Here is a 12,753-nt window from a genome sequence, read left to right on the forward strand (position 1 = left end):
GGGCGGCCGGGGGCTGCGCCGGGGCCGGTGCCAGTGGGGTTCGGGCCGGTGCCGCTGGTGCTCGGGCCGGGCTGCGGCGGCGCCGGGTAGGGCTCGGGCGAGTAGGGCTGCGTGGTTGCGTCGGACATTTCGTGCGGCTTTCTTTCGAACGGATGCCGCGAGCGGAGGTGCTCGAGGCGAGCGAGCACGTTTCCGGGCACCACCGACATCGGGTGGCCGCGAATTGTCCAAGATGCCCTGGCTGGGCCGAAATTGCCCCCGTAGTGGGGGGCCGAGGTAGAACGCCGCTTCGAGAATTACTCGGCTGTAAGTGTTCGGTAGGCGAGGCCGGGTTGAGGGCTCAGGCGCCGAACAACTGCACCGCAGCGATGGCCGCCGCCGCGATGAGGGCCGTGCCCCAGAAACCGCGGGCGAGCCAGGCGCGCTGCACCTCTACGCGCAGCGCATCGAATGCGGTGCCATCGAAGCCGGGGGCGCGGTGCGGGGCGGCGCCTCGCCAGGTGGACGGCTCGGCCGCGGCATCCGCGATCGCTGCCACGGTCGCCGCGTCGAGCACGTGCTCACGAGTGGCGAGCCACTTGCACAGCGTGCGATCGCTTGTGACGCCGACGTCGTCTGGCTCGTCGCGCACCGACACGGACTGCGGCGCGACGTAGACGATGAGGCCGCGCACGGGAACGTTGAGCCCGGTCACGCGGGTGAGGTTCACGGCTGCGTCGGTCGCGAGGTCGCGCGCCAGCGCGAGGTGCGGTCGCGGGACGCCGTTGATTGCAAGCAGGTCGCCCCGCACGGTGACGGTGTCGGCCTGCTGGTGAAGGACGTCGAGCGCGAAGACCCCGGCCGGGCCGATGGCGAGGTGATCGATGACACCGCCGCGCTCGCCGGCGGGAACGCCGTGCAAGATTTCCCAGTCAGGACCGAGCTTTGCGAGCTCGTCGGCGACATGCAGCGCGCCGAGCGCCGCGACGTAGGGGCCTCGGGATGCCTCGGACAGCGGGCTGACTCCGAATGCTTTGCCGAACGCCGAGCGAGGGCGCGACTCGGCCTGGGCGTTGAGACACGATGCGATGGCAGATGCCGCAGCGGGGTGCGCCCGCAGCGTGGCCGCTGCGGCCGTTGCGCTCTTGGCACCTCGCAAATCGGTCACGCTACTGTCCTACGTCGCGGGGTTCGCACCCATCAGTCCCAACATGAGGACCCCTCCCACGGGGGACAGGTGCCTGACTGCCCCCTGCTGTGCGGCCATTCTCCAGCGGACCACCGACATCCTTCGGCGCGGAGCGGGCGTTTCGCCGCCTCGGGCAAGTCGCCACCGCCGCTCAGTCGGTGCGGTCGGTCTTCTTTGGCCCGCCGACGAGAAACGTCGGGTGTGTGCCCTTCGGGCCCCCGTACCAGAAGACGCCGCCGTCGGACGCGCTCCAGTACTGACGCCCGTTCTTGTGGCGGGCCATGAAGTGCCCCTGGCCCTTTGCGGCCGCGGCCCACGTGAGTCGCTTGCCGTCGGTGAACGAGACGTCGAGTTCGCTCGTCTCGGCAGTAAGCGCGGCGGTCTCGATCTGACTGTCGATGAGTAGCTCGAGCACTTCGCCGGTGTGCGGGTCGGATGCCTTGAGCTTCGGATCGAAACGATGGGGCTCACCCGTCTCATCGGTGATGGTGAACGGGCCGGCGAAGAAGATGGTTCCTGTCCAGGTCTCAAGCTGCACACTCTCGGCGTGCACCGTCACGCCGTAGATGCGGCCGGATATTTCGAGATCGACGACGCGGGGGGCGCTGCCCTCGTACCAGGCGACCTGTTCGGGGGCAGCTTCGTCAGCCGCGCTCGACTCGCTGTCCGCAGGGAACCATGTGAGCCTGTTGGTGGTGAGGCAGACGTACGTGCGGTCGTCGCGGTTGCGCGCCTGCCACTCTTCGTACGGCGAATCAGTCGGCTCATAGTGCAGCTTCAAGCCGCTGTCGAACTCGACATCGAGCACCGACGTCTCGGTGTCGGCGATGGCCGTGACGACATGGGCCTCCGCGAGTGATTCGATCAGCCTGGCCGTGTCCGGATGGCGACCTGCTGAGTCGGTGTCATACGCCGACGTCGAGCCATCCGGCCAGACAAGATCCCAGACGCCGGACACCTCCAGGTAGGTCCCGCCTTCCCCGAACCAGAGCCGGATGCTGCCGGGCTGAAATGCGATCGTCCAGACATCCGCCCCGTCAAAGCCGAGATTCTTGGTCGTCACTTGGCCCACCCCTTGGGAGTGGGGAAACTTCCGTCTGCGTTGCGCACGACGTGTGCCGCGTCGGACGTGGGTTTCACTGTGCGCCCGCTGAGGTCGATGACTTGCCCGTTCTTGTTTGTGAACTGCACGTAGCCGTTCGGGTATCGATCGTCATGACCCGGCTCTGCGACGCGCTGTGAGCGCTCGCTGCCCGGCTCCTTGTAGACCCAACCCTCATCGTTCCACGCCCGTTCTTTCGTCCAGTCCGGCTTGGTTCCGAGCATGTCGCCCGGCTCTTCGTCGCCCCTCACCTTGTCACCGGTGAACGGCTGGTCGCCTGGTTTATCCCCAGACAGGTGTTGTTGGCAGCCGGGCCCGTGCTCCCACGGATTGCAGGGCGTCCACGGCGTGATGCGCACTTTGTCGATGCCTCTGCGAGGCTTCCGGTTGCTCTGGTCGTGCGGACGGGAGGCGACTTCGTCGGTCGAGCCGCCCATCGACAGCACCAGCGAGAGCACGCCGAGCAGGCCGGCTGCACCTGCGGCGGCTGCCGCGCCCGCCCCCTCGACGAGCGCGCTGAAAGCGGGCACGCCGGCCGTGGGGGCGATCGGTGCGACGAGGCTTGCGGCACCCAGCCGCCTCGTCGCCGTCCACCCCTGGGGCGCCGGGCACGGCAGGTCCACCGAACCGGCCTCGCCGCCGCGGATCGCTGCGATCGTCGCGGCAAGCGACGCCTCCGCGGCGTCGACGCCGACCGCCCAGCTCGGGTCGTCGGGGTTCGCCGCCGCCTGATACGACAGCTCGCGCAGCGGCTGCACCTCGGCGAGCAGCGCCGCGTGCAAGGCATCGGCTGCCCCGAGCAGGCCGCTGGAGAGCTGATGCGCCGGGCCGACATAGCGCCCGACGGCCAGCTGCGTGCCGGGGGAGTCGAGCGCCGCCGGCAGCAGCTTCCACGCCGCCTCGGCGTCGGCCGCGGCATCCTCGAGTCGCCCGACCGCCAGCCGGTAGTCGGCCGCTGCGGCAGCAAGCGGGCCGACGTCGACGAGCGTGCTCACGAGAGCGCCCCGGTGACGAGCAGATCGTCGTGCTCGAGCTCGTCCGCCGCCTCGTCGAGCGCGTCGGCGACCTGGCCGATGTGACCGCAGATCGCCGCCCCACTGCCCGTGCGCGCGGACCAGTACTGCGCGAGTGCCGCGTGCACGTCGGGGTAGCGCGCCGCCCGGGCAAGCAGCTCGTCGAACGCCAGCACGGCGGCGTGCTCGGCCTCACTCGCCGCAGCCGCTGCCGACCGCAGCCGGCTCACCAGGCCGGCGACCGTCGGGGCATCCATTCGCGTCGTCATGGCAGGCGACGTTAGGGAAGCGCCGCGGCGCACGAACCGCGCCGATGGCCGAATTGGGGAGAGATCGGATGCTTGGCCGGTTGTGCTGGGCAAGAGGGGTCCGGCGCTAGCCTTCCCGCGTGGGGTGGGATGACGTGGCTCGTGTCGCCGCCGAGCGTGGTGGCGCCTCGTCGATCATCGTCATGCGCGGCGACGAGGTCGTCTTCGAGCAACTGGTCGGCGCGCAGCCGAGCGACCTCTTCTATACCTTCAGCGTCAGCAAGCCCTTCACCGCGCTCGCCGTGCACCTGCTGGCGCAGCGCGGCCGGCTCGAGCTGGATGCACCGGTGGCCGACTACTGGCCGGAATATGCCAGAAACGGCAAGTCAGCCGTCACGGTGCGGCACGTGCTCACCCATCGCAGTGGAGCGCCCTATTCGGCCGGCTGGATGCTCGGCGATGCGCTGCGCATGGCCGACTGGCGGGCATCCGTTCAGGCGGCCGAGGAGGCGGCGCTGCGCTACCCGCCGGGCCGCGTCGTCGCCTATGAAGTGCTGAGCTTCGGCTTCACGCTGGGCGAGCTCGTGCGCCGCGTCGACGGGCGCCCCGTCGACCGGTTCATCGACGACGAGCTCGTGCGGCCGCTCGGCCTCGGCGACACTCACCTCGCCCTGGCGCGAGAGGCGTGGGAACGCCATGTGCCGCTTCGGGCGGGGCATCCCGTGGAACATATACGTGAAGCGGCATTCAACCGGCGCACCGTGCGCGAGGCGGTGATCCCGGCCGCAGGAGTCCAGACGACCGCGCGCGACCTCGCGCACTTCTACCGCGCGCTGCTGCGGGGCGGAGACGGCGTGCTGCCGCCCGAGACGATCGCCGACGCGCGGGCCGTGTCGGCCGAGGGTGAGATCGACCGTGTCATCGGCCACACCATGCGCTGGGGGACAGGATTCCAGCTCGGCTTCCCCGGCCAGGTGCGGCCGATGGGGACGCACGCGAACGAGAGCATGTTCGGGCACAACGGCAGCGCCGTCTGCAACGCGTGGGCAGACCCGCAGACGGACACGGTGATGGTCTGGCTGAACAGCGTGATCTTGCCGCGGAAGAGCGGACTCGCCCACATCTCGCGCCTCTCAGATGTCGTGATCGACGCGCTGGCGTCGACCCTCTGACGTAGGCAGCCAGCAGCTCGGCAGCGCGGGCGCCACGAATGTCAGTGGTCGCTCCTAGCCTCGAATGGTGGGCAGAGCGCCACGTTCGGTCAAGGTTTGGAGGGGCCGATGTCGCACAACATCATGTCGCCCGCTGAAGAGCTCGAGTACGCCGATGTGATCCTCGAGCTGCGCGAGCGGGCGAAATACGAAAAGCAGAAGCACGCCAACGAACACTGGCATCAGGTCGCCGAGCGGGTCGCGCACGCATTCGGCGCAGGCGATCCGGATGCCGGTGCCAGGGGCGCCCGGTCGGGGTTCGTCGCTCCGCCGGCGTCTATCGCACGACCTCGAGGGTGACCTCGACCGGCGAGCCCGCAACGAGCGAGTTGCGGGCTCGCACCTCTTTCTTGATCGGCAGCACGAAGGTGCCCCGCTTGTCGTCGGGGAACACCGAGGTACGCCAGGTCACGTGGCCGACCGTCGCCTCGACCTTCACCGAGCCGAAGCCGCCCGGAATCAGAGGCAACGCCGTGATCTCGTCGCTCACGGTGGGCGGCAGATCGACGAAGAACCAGTTGTCGCGGGCCGACCACTCGTAGAGCTCGGACGTGAACTCGTAGGCCATGAGGGTGAGCGTAGTGAGGACTGGCGCTACTCGGGCCCCGAGGAGGGCGCCTGTGCGGCAAGCACCGCAGCCACCGCGCGGACGATCTGCGCGCGGATGCGCGCGTGGTCGAGACCGGGCGCGCCGTAGGGGAAGGCCGGCACCCACGCGGTCGCAAGCGACATGACGAAGGTGATGAGGAACTCGGCATCCCAGGCATCCGTCAGTTCGCCCGCCTGCTGGGCCGCGCGCAGGGCGGCCGCCTTCGCTCCGGCGCCCTCGCCGTGGGCCGCGGGGTCTGGCGTGTCGGGGTCGAGCTTGGTCCACGCCGTGAGCCGGATGACCTCGGGGTTGGCCATCACGAAGTCGAAGGTGCGCCCCGCGAACTCCGCGAGGTCGGCGGGGGTCAGCGGGTTCTGCTCCGAGACGATGCGCAGCCGCCGGCGCAGCGTCTCGTCGAAAAGGCCTTCTTTGCTGTCGAAGTAGATGTAGATCAGGTTTTTGTTGCAGCCGGCGGCCTTCGCGATGCGGTCGACGCGGGCGCCGGCGAAGCCGTAGGTCGAGAACTCGGCGAACGCGGACTCGAGGATGCGCTGACGGGTCGCTTCTGCGCGGCCGGCGGCCGCGGGCGATTGCTCGGGTTCAGGCATCCGTTCACCTCTCTTCTCAGCTCATCGTATTTCTTGACTAAATGGTTAGTCCCGATCTAGTCTCTGACTAACCGGATAGTTAGGAAATACATGAGCATCGCTGGCGGAACCCTCACCCTCGCCCCTGACCTCACCATCACGCGCATGGGCTACGGCGCCATGCAGCTTCCGGGCCCCGGCGTCTGGGGCCCACCGCGCGACCGCGACGAGGCGATCGCGGTGCTGCGCGCCGCCGTCGACGCCGGAGTCACGCACATCGACACGGCCGCCTTCTACGGGTACAACGTGTCGAACGATCTCATCCGCGAGGCGCTCCACCCGTACCCCGCGGGCTTGCACATCGTCACGAAGGTCGGCGCCTCGCGCGGGCCGGACGGCGCCTGGAACATGGACCGCAGCCCCGAGAGCCTCGTCGCCCAGGTGCACGACAATCTCGAGCACCTGGGGCTCGAGACGATCGACGTCGTGAACCTGCGCATGGGCTCACCCGAGGCCACCGTCGAAGAGTCCATCGCCGACCAGGTCGGCGCACTCGTCGAACTGCAACAGCAGGGCAAGATCGGTCACCTCGGGCTGAGCCAGGTGACCGATGCGCAGCTCAGCGAGGCGCTGTCGATCGCGCCGATCGTGACCGTGCAGTCGCTCTACAACCTGGTGCGGCGCGGCGACGAGCCGATTCTGCGGCGCACCGCCGAGCTCGGCATCGCCTACGTTCCCTACTTCCCGCTCGGCGGCTTCACTCCGCTGCAGTCGGGCGTGCTCGCCGAGGCGGCCGAGCGGCTCGAGGCGTCGCCCCAGCAGGTCGCGCTCGCGTGGCTGCTGCAGCGCTCGCCGAACATCGCGCTGATCCCGGGCACATCCCGTCGCGTGCATCTCGCCGAGAATATCGCGGCCGCCGCGCTCGAGCTGCCGGCGGATGCCGTCGCCGAGCTCGACGCGATCGAGTCGCTCACCGAGCCGCCGCAGGCCGCGACGCACTAAACGCGTGCGACGCACGGGGGTTGCACATGGCTCTTTTCGTGTCTGTCCGAATTGTCCAAGATGTCCAACTCGCGGCATTTCGCACAAGCGTGATCTGAGAGACGTTTGGGGGCAGCGCCGTGCGCGCCGGCGCGGGAACACACCGCTGCCTCGAGCTCGCGCTCACCTGAGACCGTCTTCGATGGCGCGGTACGACTCGCCGAGAATCTCGTCCTCTTCCTCGGTCCACTCCTCCATCGGCTTGAGGAAGATCTGCTTCTTGCGCTGCCTCAGTGCGTCGACGCGCTCCCAGACGGGCAGTGAGTGGTCCAGCCACGGGTATCGCGGCGGGGCGGCGGCCTCGGCTGCCGCCTCGGCGAGGATGCCCGTGAGCTTCTGGGACAGCTTCGCGTCGACGATGAGGACGCGTGCGCGACCGTGAGAGGTGACCGCGATGGGCTCGTGCAGCGCGTCGTCCATCACCCGCGCCCAGTTGTCGCGGACGTAGCTTGACGAGACGCTCTTCATGGCCCGAGACGGTACCGGTGGCATCCACGAGCCCGCGCGCGCTGTCCACAGACGTAGGCTCGCCGCATGAGCGACGAGAACGTCACGGTGCGCGACACCGGCTCGACGTATGTGATCACGAGTGACGACGTGGATGCCGGCTTCCTCGAGCACCTCGACCAGGGCGCGCGCCGTGTGTTCCTGCATACAGAGGTGAGCCCCGAGTTCGGCGGTCGCGGCCTCGCCGGGCAGCTCGTGCGCGCCGCGCTCGATGACGTACGGGCGCAGGGGAAGCGGCTCGTCAACTTCTGCCCCTACGTGACCAAGTTCCTCGACAAGAACCACGAATGGGACGAGCTCATCGACAGCCCGACACCGGCCGTGCTGGACGCGGTGCGCGAGCGCTCGGGTTCCTAGACCGCGACCTCAGCTCTCGTCGGTGTCGGGGTCGCGCCGCTCGGGGTCCTCGTCGAGCTCCGCGGCGCTGCCCGGTGGCATCCCCCTCGGGAACTCGTCGGGAAGCGCGTCATCGTCGGCATCCTTCGTCGTCTCGTCCTTGGCCTCATCGATCTCGCCGTCGAGCTCGTCCAGTTCGTCGGCGTCGTCGTCGAGTTCCTCTGGGTCGTACGGGCGCGGGTCGTCCTGATCAGTCATGACCGGCTCGTACCCGTGCGGGCCCGACCCCACACGGACCGCGCACGGGCATCCGCCAGGCGACGCGCCGGTACGATCTCCGTGTGAGCACCGCGCCCGTCACCCTGCCCGACCGTCTCGCCGAGTTCCAGTCGGCGTACGACGAGTTGAAAGCACGCGGCCTGCGGCTCGATCTCACGCGTGGCAAGCCCGCCGCCGACCAGCTCGCCCTCTCCGACGCGCTGCTCACGCTGCCGGGCGCGGGGTCATACACGGATGCCGCAGGAACCGACCTGCGCAACTACGGCGGCGCCTCCGGCCTTCCCGAGCTGCGCGCGCTGTTCTCCGACGTGCTGCGCGTGCCCGTGCCGCAGCTGCTCGCGCTCGGCAACTCGTCGCTGACGCTCATGCACGACGTGCTCGCGTTCGCGATGCTGCACGGCGTGCCGGGGTCAGAACGGCCGTGGGGCCGTGAGGAGACGGTCTCGTTCCTGTGCCCCGTGCCCGGCTACGACCGCCACTTCGCCATCACCGAAGCGCTCGGGGTGCGCATGATCCCGGTGCCGCTGAACGACGACGGCCCCGACATCGCGGCGGTCAAGGCGGCGCTCGAGCTCGACCCGACCATCAAGGGCATCTGGTGCGTGCCGGTGTACTCGAACCCGACGGGCGCCGTGTACTCGGAAGAGGTCGCGCGCGAGCTCGTCGCGCTCACGGCCGGCGACGACTTCCGCATCATGTGGGACAACGCCTATGCGGTGCACCACATCACCGATTGGCGACCCGAGCCGATCGACATCCTGCGGCTCGCGGCAGAGGCGGGGAATCCGGATCGCGTGTTCGTGTTCGCGTCGACCTCGAAGGTGACGTACGCGGGTGCGGGCGTCGGATTCCTGGGCTCCTCGCCCGACAACATCGCGTGGTTCTCGCACTGGGCGTCGTTCCAATCGATCGGCCCCGACAAGCTCAACCAGCTGCGCCACGTCGAGCTGCTGCAGTCGCCAGAGGGCGTCGCCGCGCACATGGAGAAGCACCGCGCTCTGATCGCGCCGAAGTTCGCCGCCGTGCAGGAGGTGTTCGGGCGCCGGCTCGCGCCGTTCGGCGTCGGCAGCTGGACCGACCCGAAGGGCGGCTACTTCGTCACACTGACCGTCTCGCCCGGTGTCGCCAAGCGCGCGATCGCGCTCGCCGCGGAGGCGGGCATCGCGATCACGCCGGCCGGCTCGACGCACCCGTACCTCGACGACCCCGAGGACGCCGTCATCCGCATCGCCCCCACCTTCCCCACCATCGACGACCTGAACGCGGGGCTCGAGGGGTTCTGCACGGCGCTGCTGCTCGCCGAGGCCGAGAAGGCGTCAGCCTCGGCGGCGTGAGAGTGTCGATCGAAACGATTCGGTAGCGTAGGCGGGGTGAGCCCCGCCCCTGTCCTCTCCGCCGTCGGTGTCGACTTTGTTCGGGACGGCCGGGCGATTCTAGACCACATCGATCTCGAGGTCGAGCGGGGTCAGCACTGGGCATTGATCGGCGCGAACGGTGCGGGGAAGTCGACGCTGCTGTCGATGCTCGGCGCCCACCAGCACCCCACCCGCGGCACCGTCGAGGTGCTCGGGAAGCGGCTCGGCCGCGTCGACCTGCGCGAGCTGCGCACCCTCATCGGCCACGTGAACCCCCGGCATCAGCTGCTCAGCCCGCTGACCGCGCGTGAGGTCGTGCTCACCGGCGGCACGGGCGGCACCGAGCTGCCGATGCGCTGGGCGCCGAGCGATGCCGAGGTCGAGCGCGCCGACTATCTGCTCGAGCTGCTCGGCATGGGCGCGCTCGCGGACGCGCGGTGGCCGAACCTCTCACAGGGGGAGCGCGGCCGCACCCTCATCGCCCGGGCGCTGCAGGCAGACCCCCATGTGCTGCTGCTCGACGAGCCGTCGACGGGCCTCGACATCGCGGCGCGCGAGCAGCTGCTCGACAGGATCGACCAGCTGCGCGAGCAGCACCCCGACCTGGCATCCGTGCTCGTCACGCACCACCTCGAAGAGCTGCCCGCCTCGACGACGCACGCCATGCTGCTGCGGGCCGGGAAGGTGGTGGCCCAGGGGCCGGCGGACGAGGTGCTGACCACCGAGCTCGTGTCGAAGACGCTCGACTACCCGGTGACGATCTCGCGGCACGACGGCCGCTGGGCCGTGCGAACGCGCCGGGCCGCCGCTGATATTCCCACCGAGGCATAGAAGAGCGTTATGGCGCCGAGTGCGAGCTTCAACCGCGGCCTGGCGCTGCTCGTCGCCGTCACGGCATTCATGGAGTTCCTCGACGGCACCGTGATCCAGACGGCTGCGCCCGCGATCGCCCGAGACTTCGGAGTGCGCGCGACCGACATCAATGTCGCGATGACGGCCTATCTGCTGGCCCTGGCGGTGTGCATTCCCGCGACCGGTTGGCTCGCCGACCGCTTCGGCACGCGCCGGGTGTACCTCACGGCGATCGTGGTCTTCGGGCTGGCATCCGCCCTGTGCGCGCTCTCGCCCGACCTGTTCTGGCTGTGCGTCTTCCGCGTGCTGCAGGGCATCGGCGGCGCGATGATGGTGCCGGTCGGGCGCCTGGCGGTGCTGCGCTCGGTCGAGCCGCGCGACCTGCTCGATGCGATGGCGTATCTCACCTGGCCCGCGCTGCTCGCCCCCGTGATCGCCCCGGCCGTCGGCGGCGTGCTCGCCGACACGGTCGGCTGGCGCTGGATCTTCATCATCAACGTGCCGATCGGCATCGCGACCCTGATCGCCGCTGTTCTGCTGGTGCCGCGCGCGGACGAGCTGCGGCCGGTGCCGCTCGACTGGTCGGGCCTCGTGCTGATCGCGGTCGCGCTGGCCGGCCTGGTCATGGCCGGCGAACTCGTGGGCGAGACCCGCACCGACTGGCTCGCGGTCGCCGTCGCGCTGGCTGTGGCCGCCGTGAGCGGATGCCTGTTCTGGTGGCAGCTGCGCCGTGCGCGGCATCCCGTGCTCGACTTCTCCGCCCTGCGCATCGATACATTCCGCGCGGGGAATGCAGGGGGCGGGGTCTATCGGCTCATGATCGGGGCGGTGCCGTTCCTCGTGACCCTGCTCTTCCAGTCCGGCTTCGGGTGGTCGGCGGCGCAGGCCGGGCTCATCGTGATCGCGCTGTTCGTCGGCAACATCGGCATCAAGCCGGCGACCACGCCGCTCATCAAGCGATTCGGCTTCCGCACGGTGATCGTCGGGTCGAACATCATCGGCGCCGCGATCCTGGTGCTGCTCGCGTTCGTCGACCCGTCGACGCCCATCGCGGTCACGGTCGTGCTGCTCGTCGCGAGCGGCGCCTTCCGGTCGATCGGCTTCAGCGGCTACAACACCATTCAGTTCGTCGATGTGCCGCCGGCGGCGACGAACGGGGCGAACACGCTCGCCTCGACGATGCAGCAGGTGGCGGCGGGGCTCGGCATCGCGGTCGCGGCGCTGCTCGTGCGCCTGGGCGGGGCGCTCGCGGCATCCATCACTCACGACGGCGACTGGCTCGGCTATCGCTGGGCCTTCGTCGGTGCCGCCGCGCTGCTGCTCATTCCTCTGTTCGAGGCGCTCGCGCTGCCGCGCGAGGCGGGCACCCGGGCGACGGCGTGACCGCGTGACCGCATGACGGCGTGACCGCACGCCGTGCGGCTCAGCCGGCCCGGCGACTCAGAACAGGGTCCCCAGGAAGACGCCGAGCACCGCGGCACCCAGCCCGAGCAGCAGCATCGCGATGCCGTTCACCGCGGCCGCGCCCCAGCGCCGCTGCTGCAGCAGGCGCACCGTCTCGATCATGGCCGTCGAGAAGGTCGTGTAGCCGCCGAGGAAGCCCGTGCCGAGCACGACGCGCACATCGGTCGGCTCGGCGCCGACGAGCACCAGCCCCGTGAGGAAGCCGAGCAGCAGCGACCCCGACACGTTGATGACGAAGGTGCCGGCGGGAACCAGCGACGCGACCCGCGAGCGGATCACGCCGTCGAGCACGAAGCGCGCCACGGCCCCCACGCCGCCCGCGACGGCGACGAGCAGAGAGACGATCACCGGAGGTCTCCCTCGGTGGCATCCGAGTCGGTACCCGCCCGCGGCGCGTCGGCGAGCGGGCCACGGCCCTCGGGCTCGGCGAGATGCAGGATCTGCGTCGACGTGACCGTCGAGTGCGAGCTGCCGGGTGCCGCCGCGGGCACCTCGAACACGTTCGCGGCCACCCACACCCCGGCCGCGGCGGCGGCGAGGCCGAGCAGCAGTGTGGCGACGGCGTAGACGCCGCCCGTGACGTAGTGGCCGTTCTCGGTCAGCAGCACGGTCTCGACGCAGAGGGAGCTGTAGGTCGTGAACCCGCCCAGGAAGCCGGGCGCGAAGAAGAGGCGCGCGCGCTGCCGCCAGCCGACGTCGTTGCCGCCGCGCAGCAGCCCCTCGAGCAGCATGCCGAGCGCGAAGGCGCCGACGAGGTTGACGAGGAACGTCGGCAGGGGGAATCCCGGCCCGAGAGCGGGGACGACCAGGCTGAGCAGATAGCGGGCGAGGGTCCCGAGGGCGCCGCCGACGAAGACGAGCAGCACGGGCAGGGGGCGCGTGTGCAGGGGTGAGCTAGGCATGACCCTCGCCGAAGAGCACATCGCTGGGGTCGGGGACGTCGGCCCCGGCATCCGCATCGATCTCGCCGCCCGACTCTGCAACGGCGGCCGTGGGCAGCG

The 12,753-nt window shown here is 69.9% G+C and carries 17 protein-coding genes; 7 read left to right on the forward strand and 10 right to left on the reverse strand.

From position 1 onward, the window contains the following. Positions 1 to 340: 340 nt before the first annotated feature. The 4 genes from ACM2XV_RS07670 to ACM2XV_RS07685 all read right to left on the reverse strand — a co-directional run bounded on the left by ACM2XV_RS07670 (position 341) and on the right by ACM2XV_RS07685 (position 3,552). Positions 341 to 1,147: a nuclease-related domain-containing protein gene (locus ACM2XV_RS07670; RefSeq protein ID WP_487026508.1), complete on the reverse strand. Its 807-nt coding sequence runs from the start codon at positions 1,145 to 1,147 to the stop codon at positions 341 to 343. A 172-nt stretch (positions 1,148 to 1,319) separates the two neighbouring features. Continuing rightward, a complete protein-coding gene (locus ACM2XV_RS07675; protein ID WP_487026509.1) occupies positions 1,320 to 2,231 on the reverse strand; it encodes a DUF6188 family protein in 912 nt (303 codons plus the stop codon). Next, complete coding sequence (locus ACM2XV_RS07680; protein ID WP_487026510.1) at positions 2,228 to 3,265, reverse strand: hypothetical protein; 1,038 nt, start codon at positions 3,263 to 3,265, stop codon at positions 2,228 to 2,230. The genes ACM2XV_RS07675 and ACM2XV_RS07680 overlap by 4 nt, the downstream gene beginning before the upstream one ends. Continuing rightward, positions 3,262 to 3,552 carry a hypothetical protein gene (locus ACM2XV_RS07685; RefSeq protein ID WP_487026511.1) on the reverse strand — a complete coding sequence of 97 codons (291 nt, stop codon included), beginning with the start codon at positions 3,550 to 3,552 and terminating at the stop codon, positions 3,262 to 3,264. Before ACM2XV_RS07685 ends, ACM2XV_RS07680 begins: the two co-directional genes overlap by 4 nt. Before the next feature lie 119 nt (positions 3,553 to 3,671). On the opposite strand from ACM2XV_RS07685, the gene ACM2XV_RS07690 reads away from it, so the two are divergent. Continuing rightward, positions 3,672 to 4,703: a serine hydrolase domain-containing protein gene (locus ACM2XV_RS07690; RefSeq protein ID WP_487026512.1), complete on the forward strand. Its 1,032-nt coding sequence runs from the start codon at positions 3,672 to 3,674 to the stop codon at positions 4,701 to 4,703. 108 nt (positions 4,704 to 4,811) lie between these two features. Then, positions 4,812 to 5,042: a hypothetical protein gene (locus ACM2XV_RS07695; RefSeq protein WP_487026513.1), complete on the forward strand. Its 231-nt coding sequence runs from the start codon at positions 4,812 to 4,814 to the stop codon at positions 5,040 to 5,042. Here ACM2XV_RS07695 and ACM2XV_RS07700 read toward each other — a convergent pair. Both ACM2XV_RS07700 and ACM2XV_RS07705 read right to left on the reverse strand, forming a co-directional pair. After that, positions 5,020 to 5,310, reverse strand: coding sequence for a DUF1905 domain-containing protein (locus ACM2XV_RS07700; RefSeq protein ID WP_487026514.1), 291 nt, complete (start codon positions 5,308 to 5,310; stop codon positions 5,020 to 5,022). The two genes, ACM2XV_RS07695 and ACM2XV_RS07700, sit on opposite strands and share 23 nt — an antisense overlap. 26 nt (positions 5,311 to 5,336) lie before the next feature. After that, positions 5,337 to 5,939, reverse strand: a complete 603-nt coding sequence (locus tag ACM2XV_RS07705) for a TetR/AcrR family transcriptional regulator (RefSeq protein ID WP_487026515.1) — start codon at positions 5,937 to 5,939, stop codon at positions 5,337 to 5,339. A gap of 90 nt (positions 5,940 to 6,029) precedes the next feature. Here ACM2XV_RS07705 and ACM2XV_RS07710 point away from each other — a divergent pair, with 90 nt between their 5' ends. Next, positions 6,030 to 6,920 (forward strand): oxidoreductase, encoded by an 891-nt coding sequence (locus ACM2XV_RS07710; RefSeq protein ID WP_487026516.1) that lies wholly within the window; start codon positions 6,030 to 6,032, stop codon positions 6,918 to 6,920. A 162-nt stretch (positions 6,921 to 7,082) separates the two neighbouring features. Here ACM2XV_RS07710 and ACM2XV_RS07715 read toward each other — a convergent pair whose 3' ends face one another. Next, positions 7,083 to 7,427, reverse strand: a complete 345-nt coding sequence (locus tag ACM2XV_RS07715; protein WP_487026517.1) for a type II toxin-antitoxin system Phd/YefM family antitoxin — start codon at positions 7,425 to 7,427, stop codon at positions 7,083 to 7,085. Between the two features lie 66 nt (positions 7,428 to 7,493). Between ACM2XV_RS07715 and ACM2XV_RS07720 the strand changes: the two genes are divergently transcribed. Further along, positions 7,494 to 7,823, forward strand: coding sequence for a GNAT family N-acetyltransferase (locus ACM2XV_RS07720; protein WP_487026518.1), 330 nt, complete (start codon positions 7,494 to 7,496; stop codon positions 7,821 to 7,823). 9 nt (positions 7,824 to 7,832) lie between these two features. Here ACM2XV_RS07720 and ACM2XV_RS07725 read toward each other — a convergent pair whose 3' ends face one another. Next, the gene (locus tag ACM2XV_RS07725) at positions 7,833 to 8,060 is read right to left on the reverse strand and encodes a hypothetical protein (RefSeq protein WP_487026519.1); all 228 of its coding nucleotides are present in this window, start codon (positions 8,058 to 8,060) and stop codon (positions 7,833 to 7,835) included. An 83-nt stretch (positions 8,061 to 8,143) separates the two neighbouring features. Between ACM2XV_RS07725 and ACM2XV_RS07730 the strand changes: the two genes are divergently transcribed. From ACM2XV_RS07730 to ACM2XV_RS07740, 3 genes are read left to right on the forward strand one after another with little or no spacing between them, the layout of a single operon-like run. Beyond that, a complete protein-coding gene (locus tag ACM2XV_RS07730) occupies positions 8,144 to 9,415 on the forward strand; it encodes an aspartate aminotransferase type Ic (RefSeq protein ID WP_487026520.1) in 1,272 nt (423 codons plus the stop codon). A 36-nt stretch (positions 9,416 to 9,451) separates the two neighbouring features. After that, a complete protein-coding gene (locus tag ACM2XV_RS07735; RefSeq protein ID WP_487026521.1) occupies positions 9,452 to 10,267 on the forward strand; it encodes an ABC transporter ATP-binding protein in 816 nt (271 codons plus the stop codon). Positions 10,268 to 10,276: 9 nt separating this feature from the next. After that, positions 10,277 to 11,671: an MFS transporter gene (locus ACM2XV_RS07740; protein WP_487026522.1), complete on the forward strand. Its 1,395-nt coding sequence runs from the start codon at positions 10,277 to 10,279 to the stop codon at positions 11,669 to 11,671. 57 nt (positions 11,672 to 11,728) lie between these two features. Here the strand turns inward: ACM2XV_RS07740 and crcB are convergent, their stop codons facing one another. Both crcB and ACM2XV_RS07750 read right to left on the reverse strand, forming a co-directional pair. Further along, entirely contained in the window at positions 11,729 to 12,100 is a 372-nt protein-coding gene (crcB, locus tag ACM2XV_RS07745; protein WP_344775749.1) for a fluoride efflux transporter CrcB, read from the reverse strand. Further along, positions 12,097 to 12,654, reverse strand: a complete 558-nt coding sequence (locus ACM2XV_RS07750; protein ID WP_487026523.1) for a fluoride efflux transporter FluC — start codon at positions 12,652 to 12,654, stop codon at positions 12,097 to 12,099. The genes crcB and ACM2XV_RS07750 overlap by 4 nt, the downstream gene beginning before the upstream one ends. Between the last annotated feature and the right edge of the window lie 99 nt (positions 12,655 to 12,753).

The sequence above is a fragment of the Gryllotalpicola sp. CP2-P1 genome (assembly GCF_057512245.1).

Bases quoted from the DNA above. Each gene is read 5' to 3' on its own strand.
- ACM2XV_RS07685 (WP_487026511.1), bottom strand. From the start codon at position 3,552: ATGACGACGCGAATGGATGCCCCGACGGTCGCCGGCCTGGTGAGCCGG.
- ACM2XV_RS07695 (WP_487026513.1), top strand. From the start codon at position 4,812: ATGTCGCACAACATCATGTCGCCCGCTGAAGAGCTCGAGTACGCCGAT.
- ACM2XV_RS07700 (WP_487026514.1), bottom strand. From the start codon at position 5,310: ATGGCCTACGAGTTCACGTCCGAGCTCTACGAGTGGTCGGCCCGCGAC.
- ACM2XV_RS07705 (WP_487026515.1), bottom strand. From the start codon at position 5,939: ATGCCTGAACCCGAGCAATCGCCCGCGGCCGCCGGCCGCGCAGAAGCG.
- ACM2XV_RS07710 (WP_487026516.1), top strand. From the start codon at position 6,030: ATGAGCATCGCTGGCGGAACCCTCACCCTCGCCCCTGACCTCACCATC.
- ACM2XV_RS07715 (WP_487026517.1), bottom strand. From the start codon at position 7,427: ATGAAGAGCGTCTCGTCAAGCTACGTCCGCGACAACTGGGCGCGGGTG.
- ACM2XV_RS07720 (WP_487026518.1), top strand. From the start codon at position 7,494: ATGAGCGACGAGAACGTCACGGTGCGCGACACCGGCTCGACGTATGTG.
- ACM2XV_RS07725 (WP_487026519.1), bottom strand. From the start codon at position 8,060: ATGACTGATCAGGACGACCCGCGCCCGTACGACCCAGAGGAACTCGAC.
- ACM2XV_RS07740 (WP_487026522.1), top strand. From the start codon at position 10,277: ATGGCGCCGAGTGCGAGCTTCAACCGCGGCCTGGCGCTGCTCGTCGCC.
- ACM2XV_RS07750 (WP_487026523.1), bottom strand. From the start codon at position 12,654: ATGCCTAGCTCACCCCTGCACACGCGCCCCCTGCCCGTGCTGCTCGTC.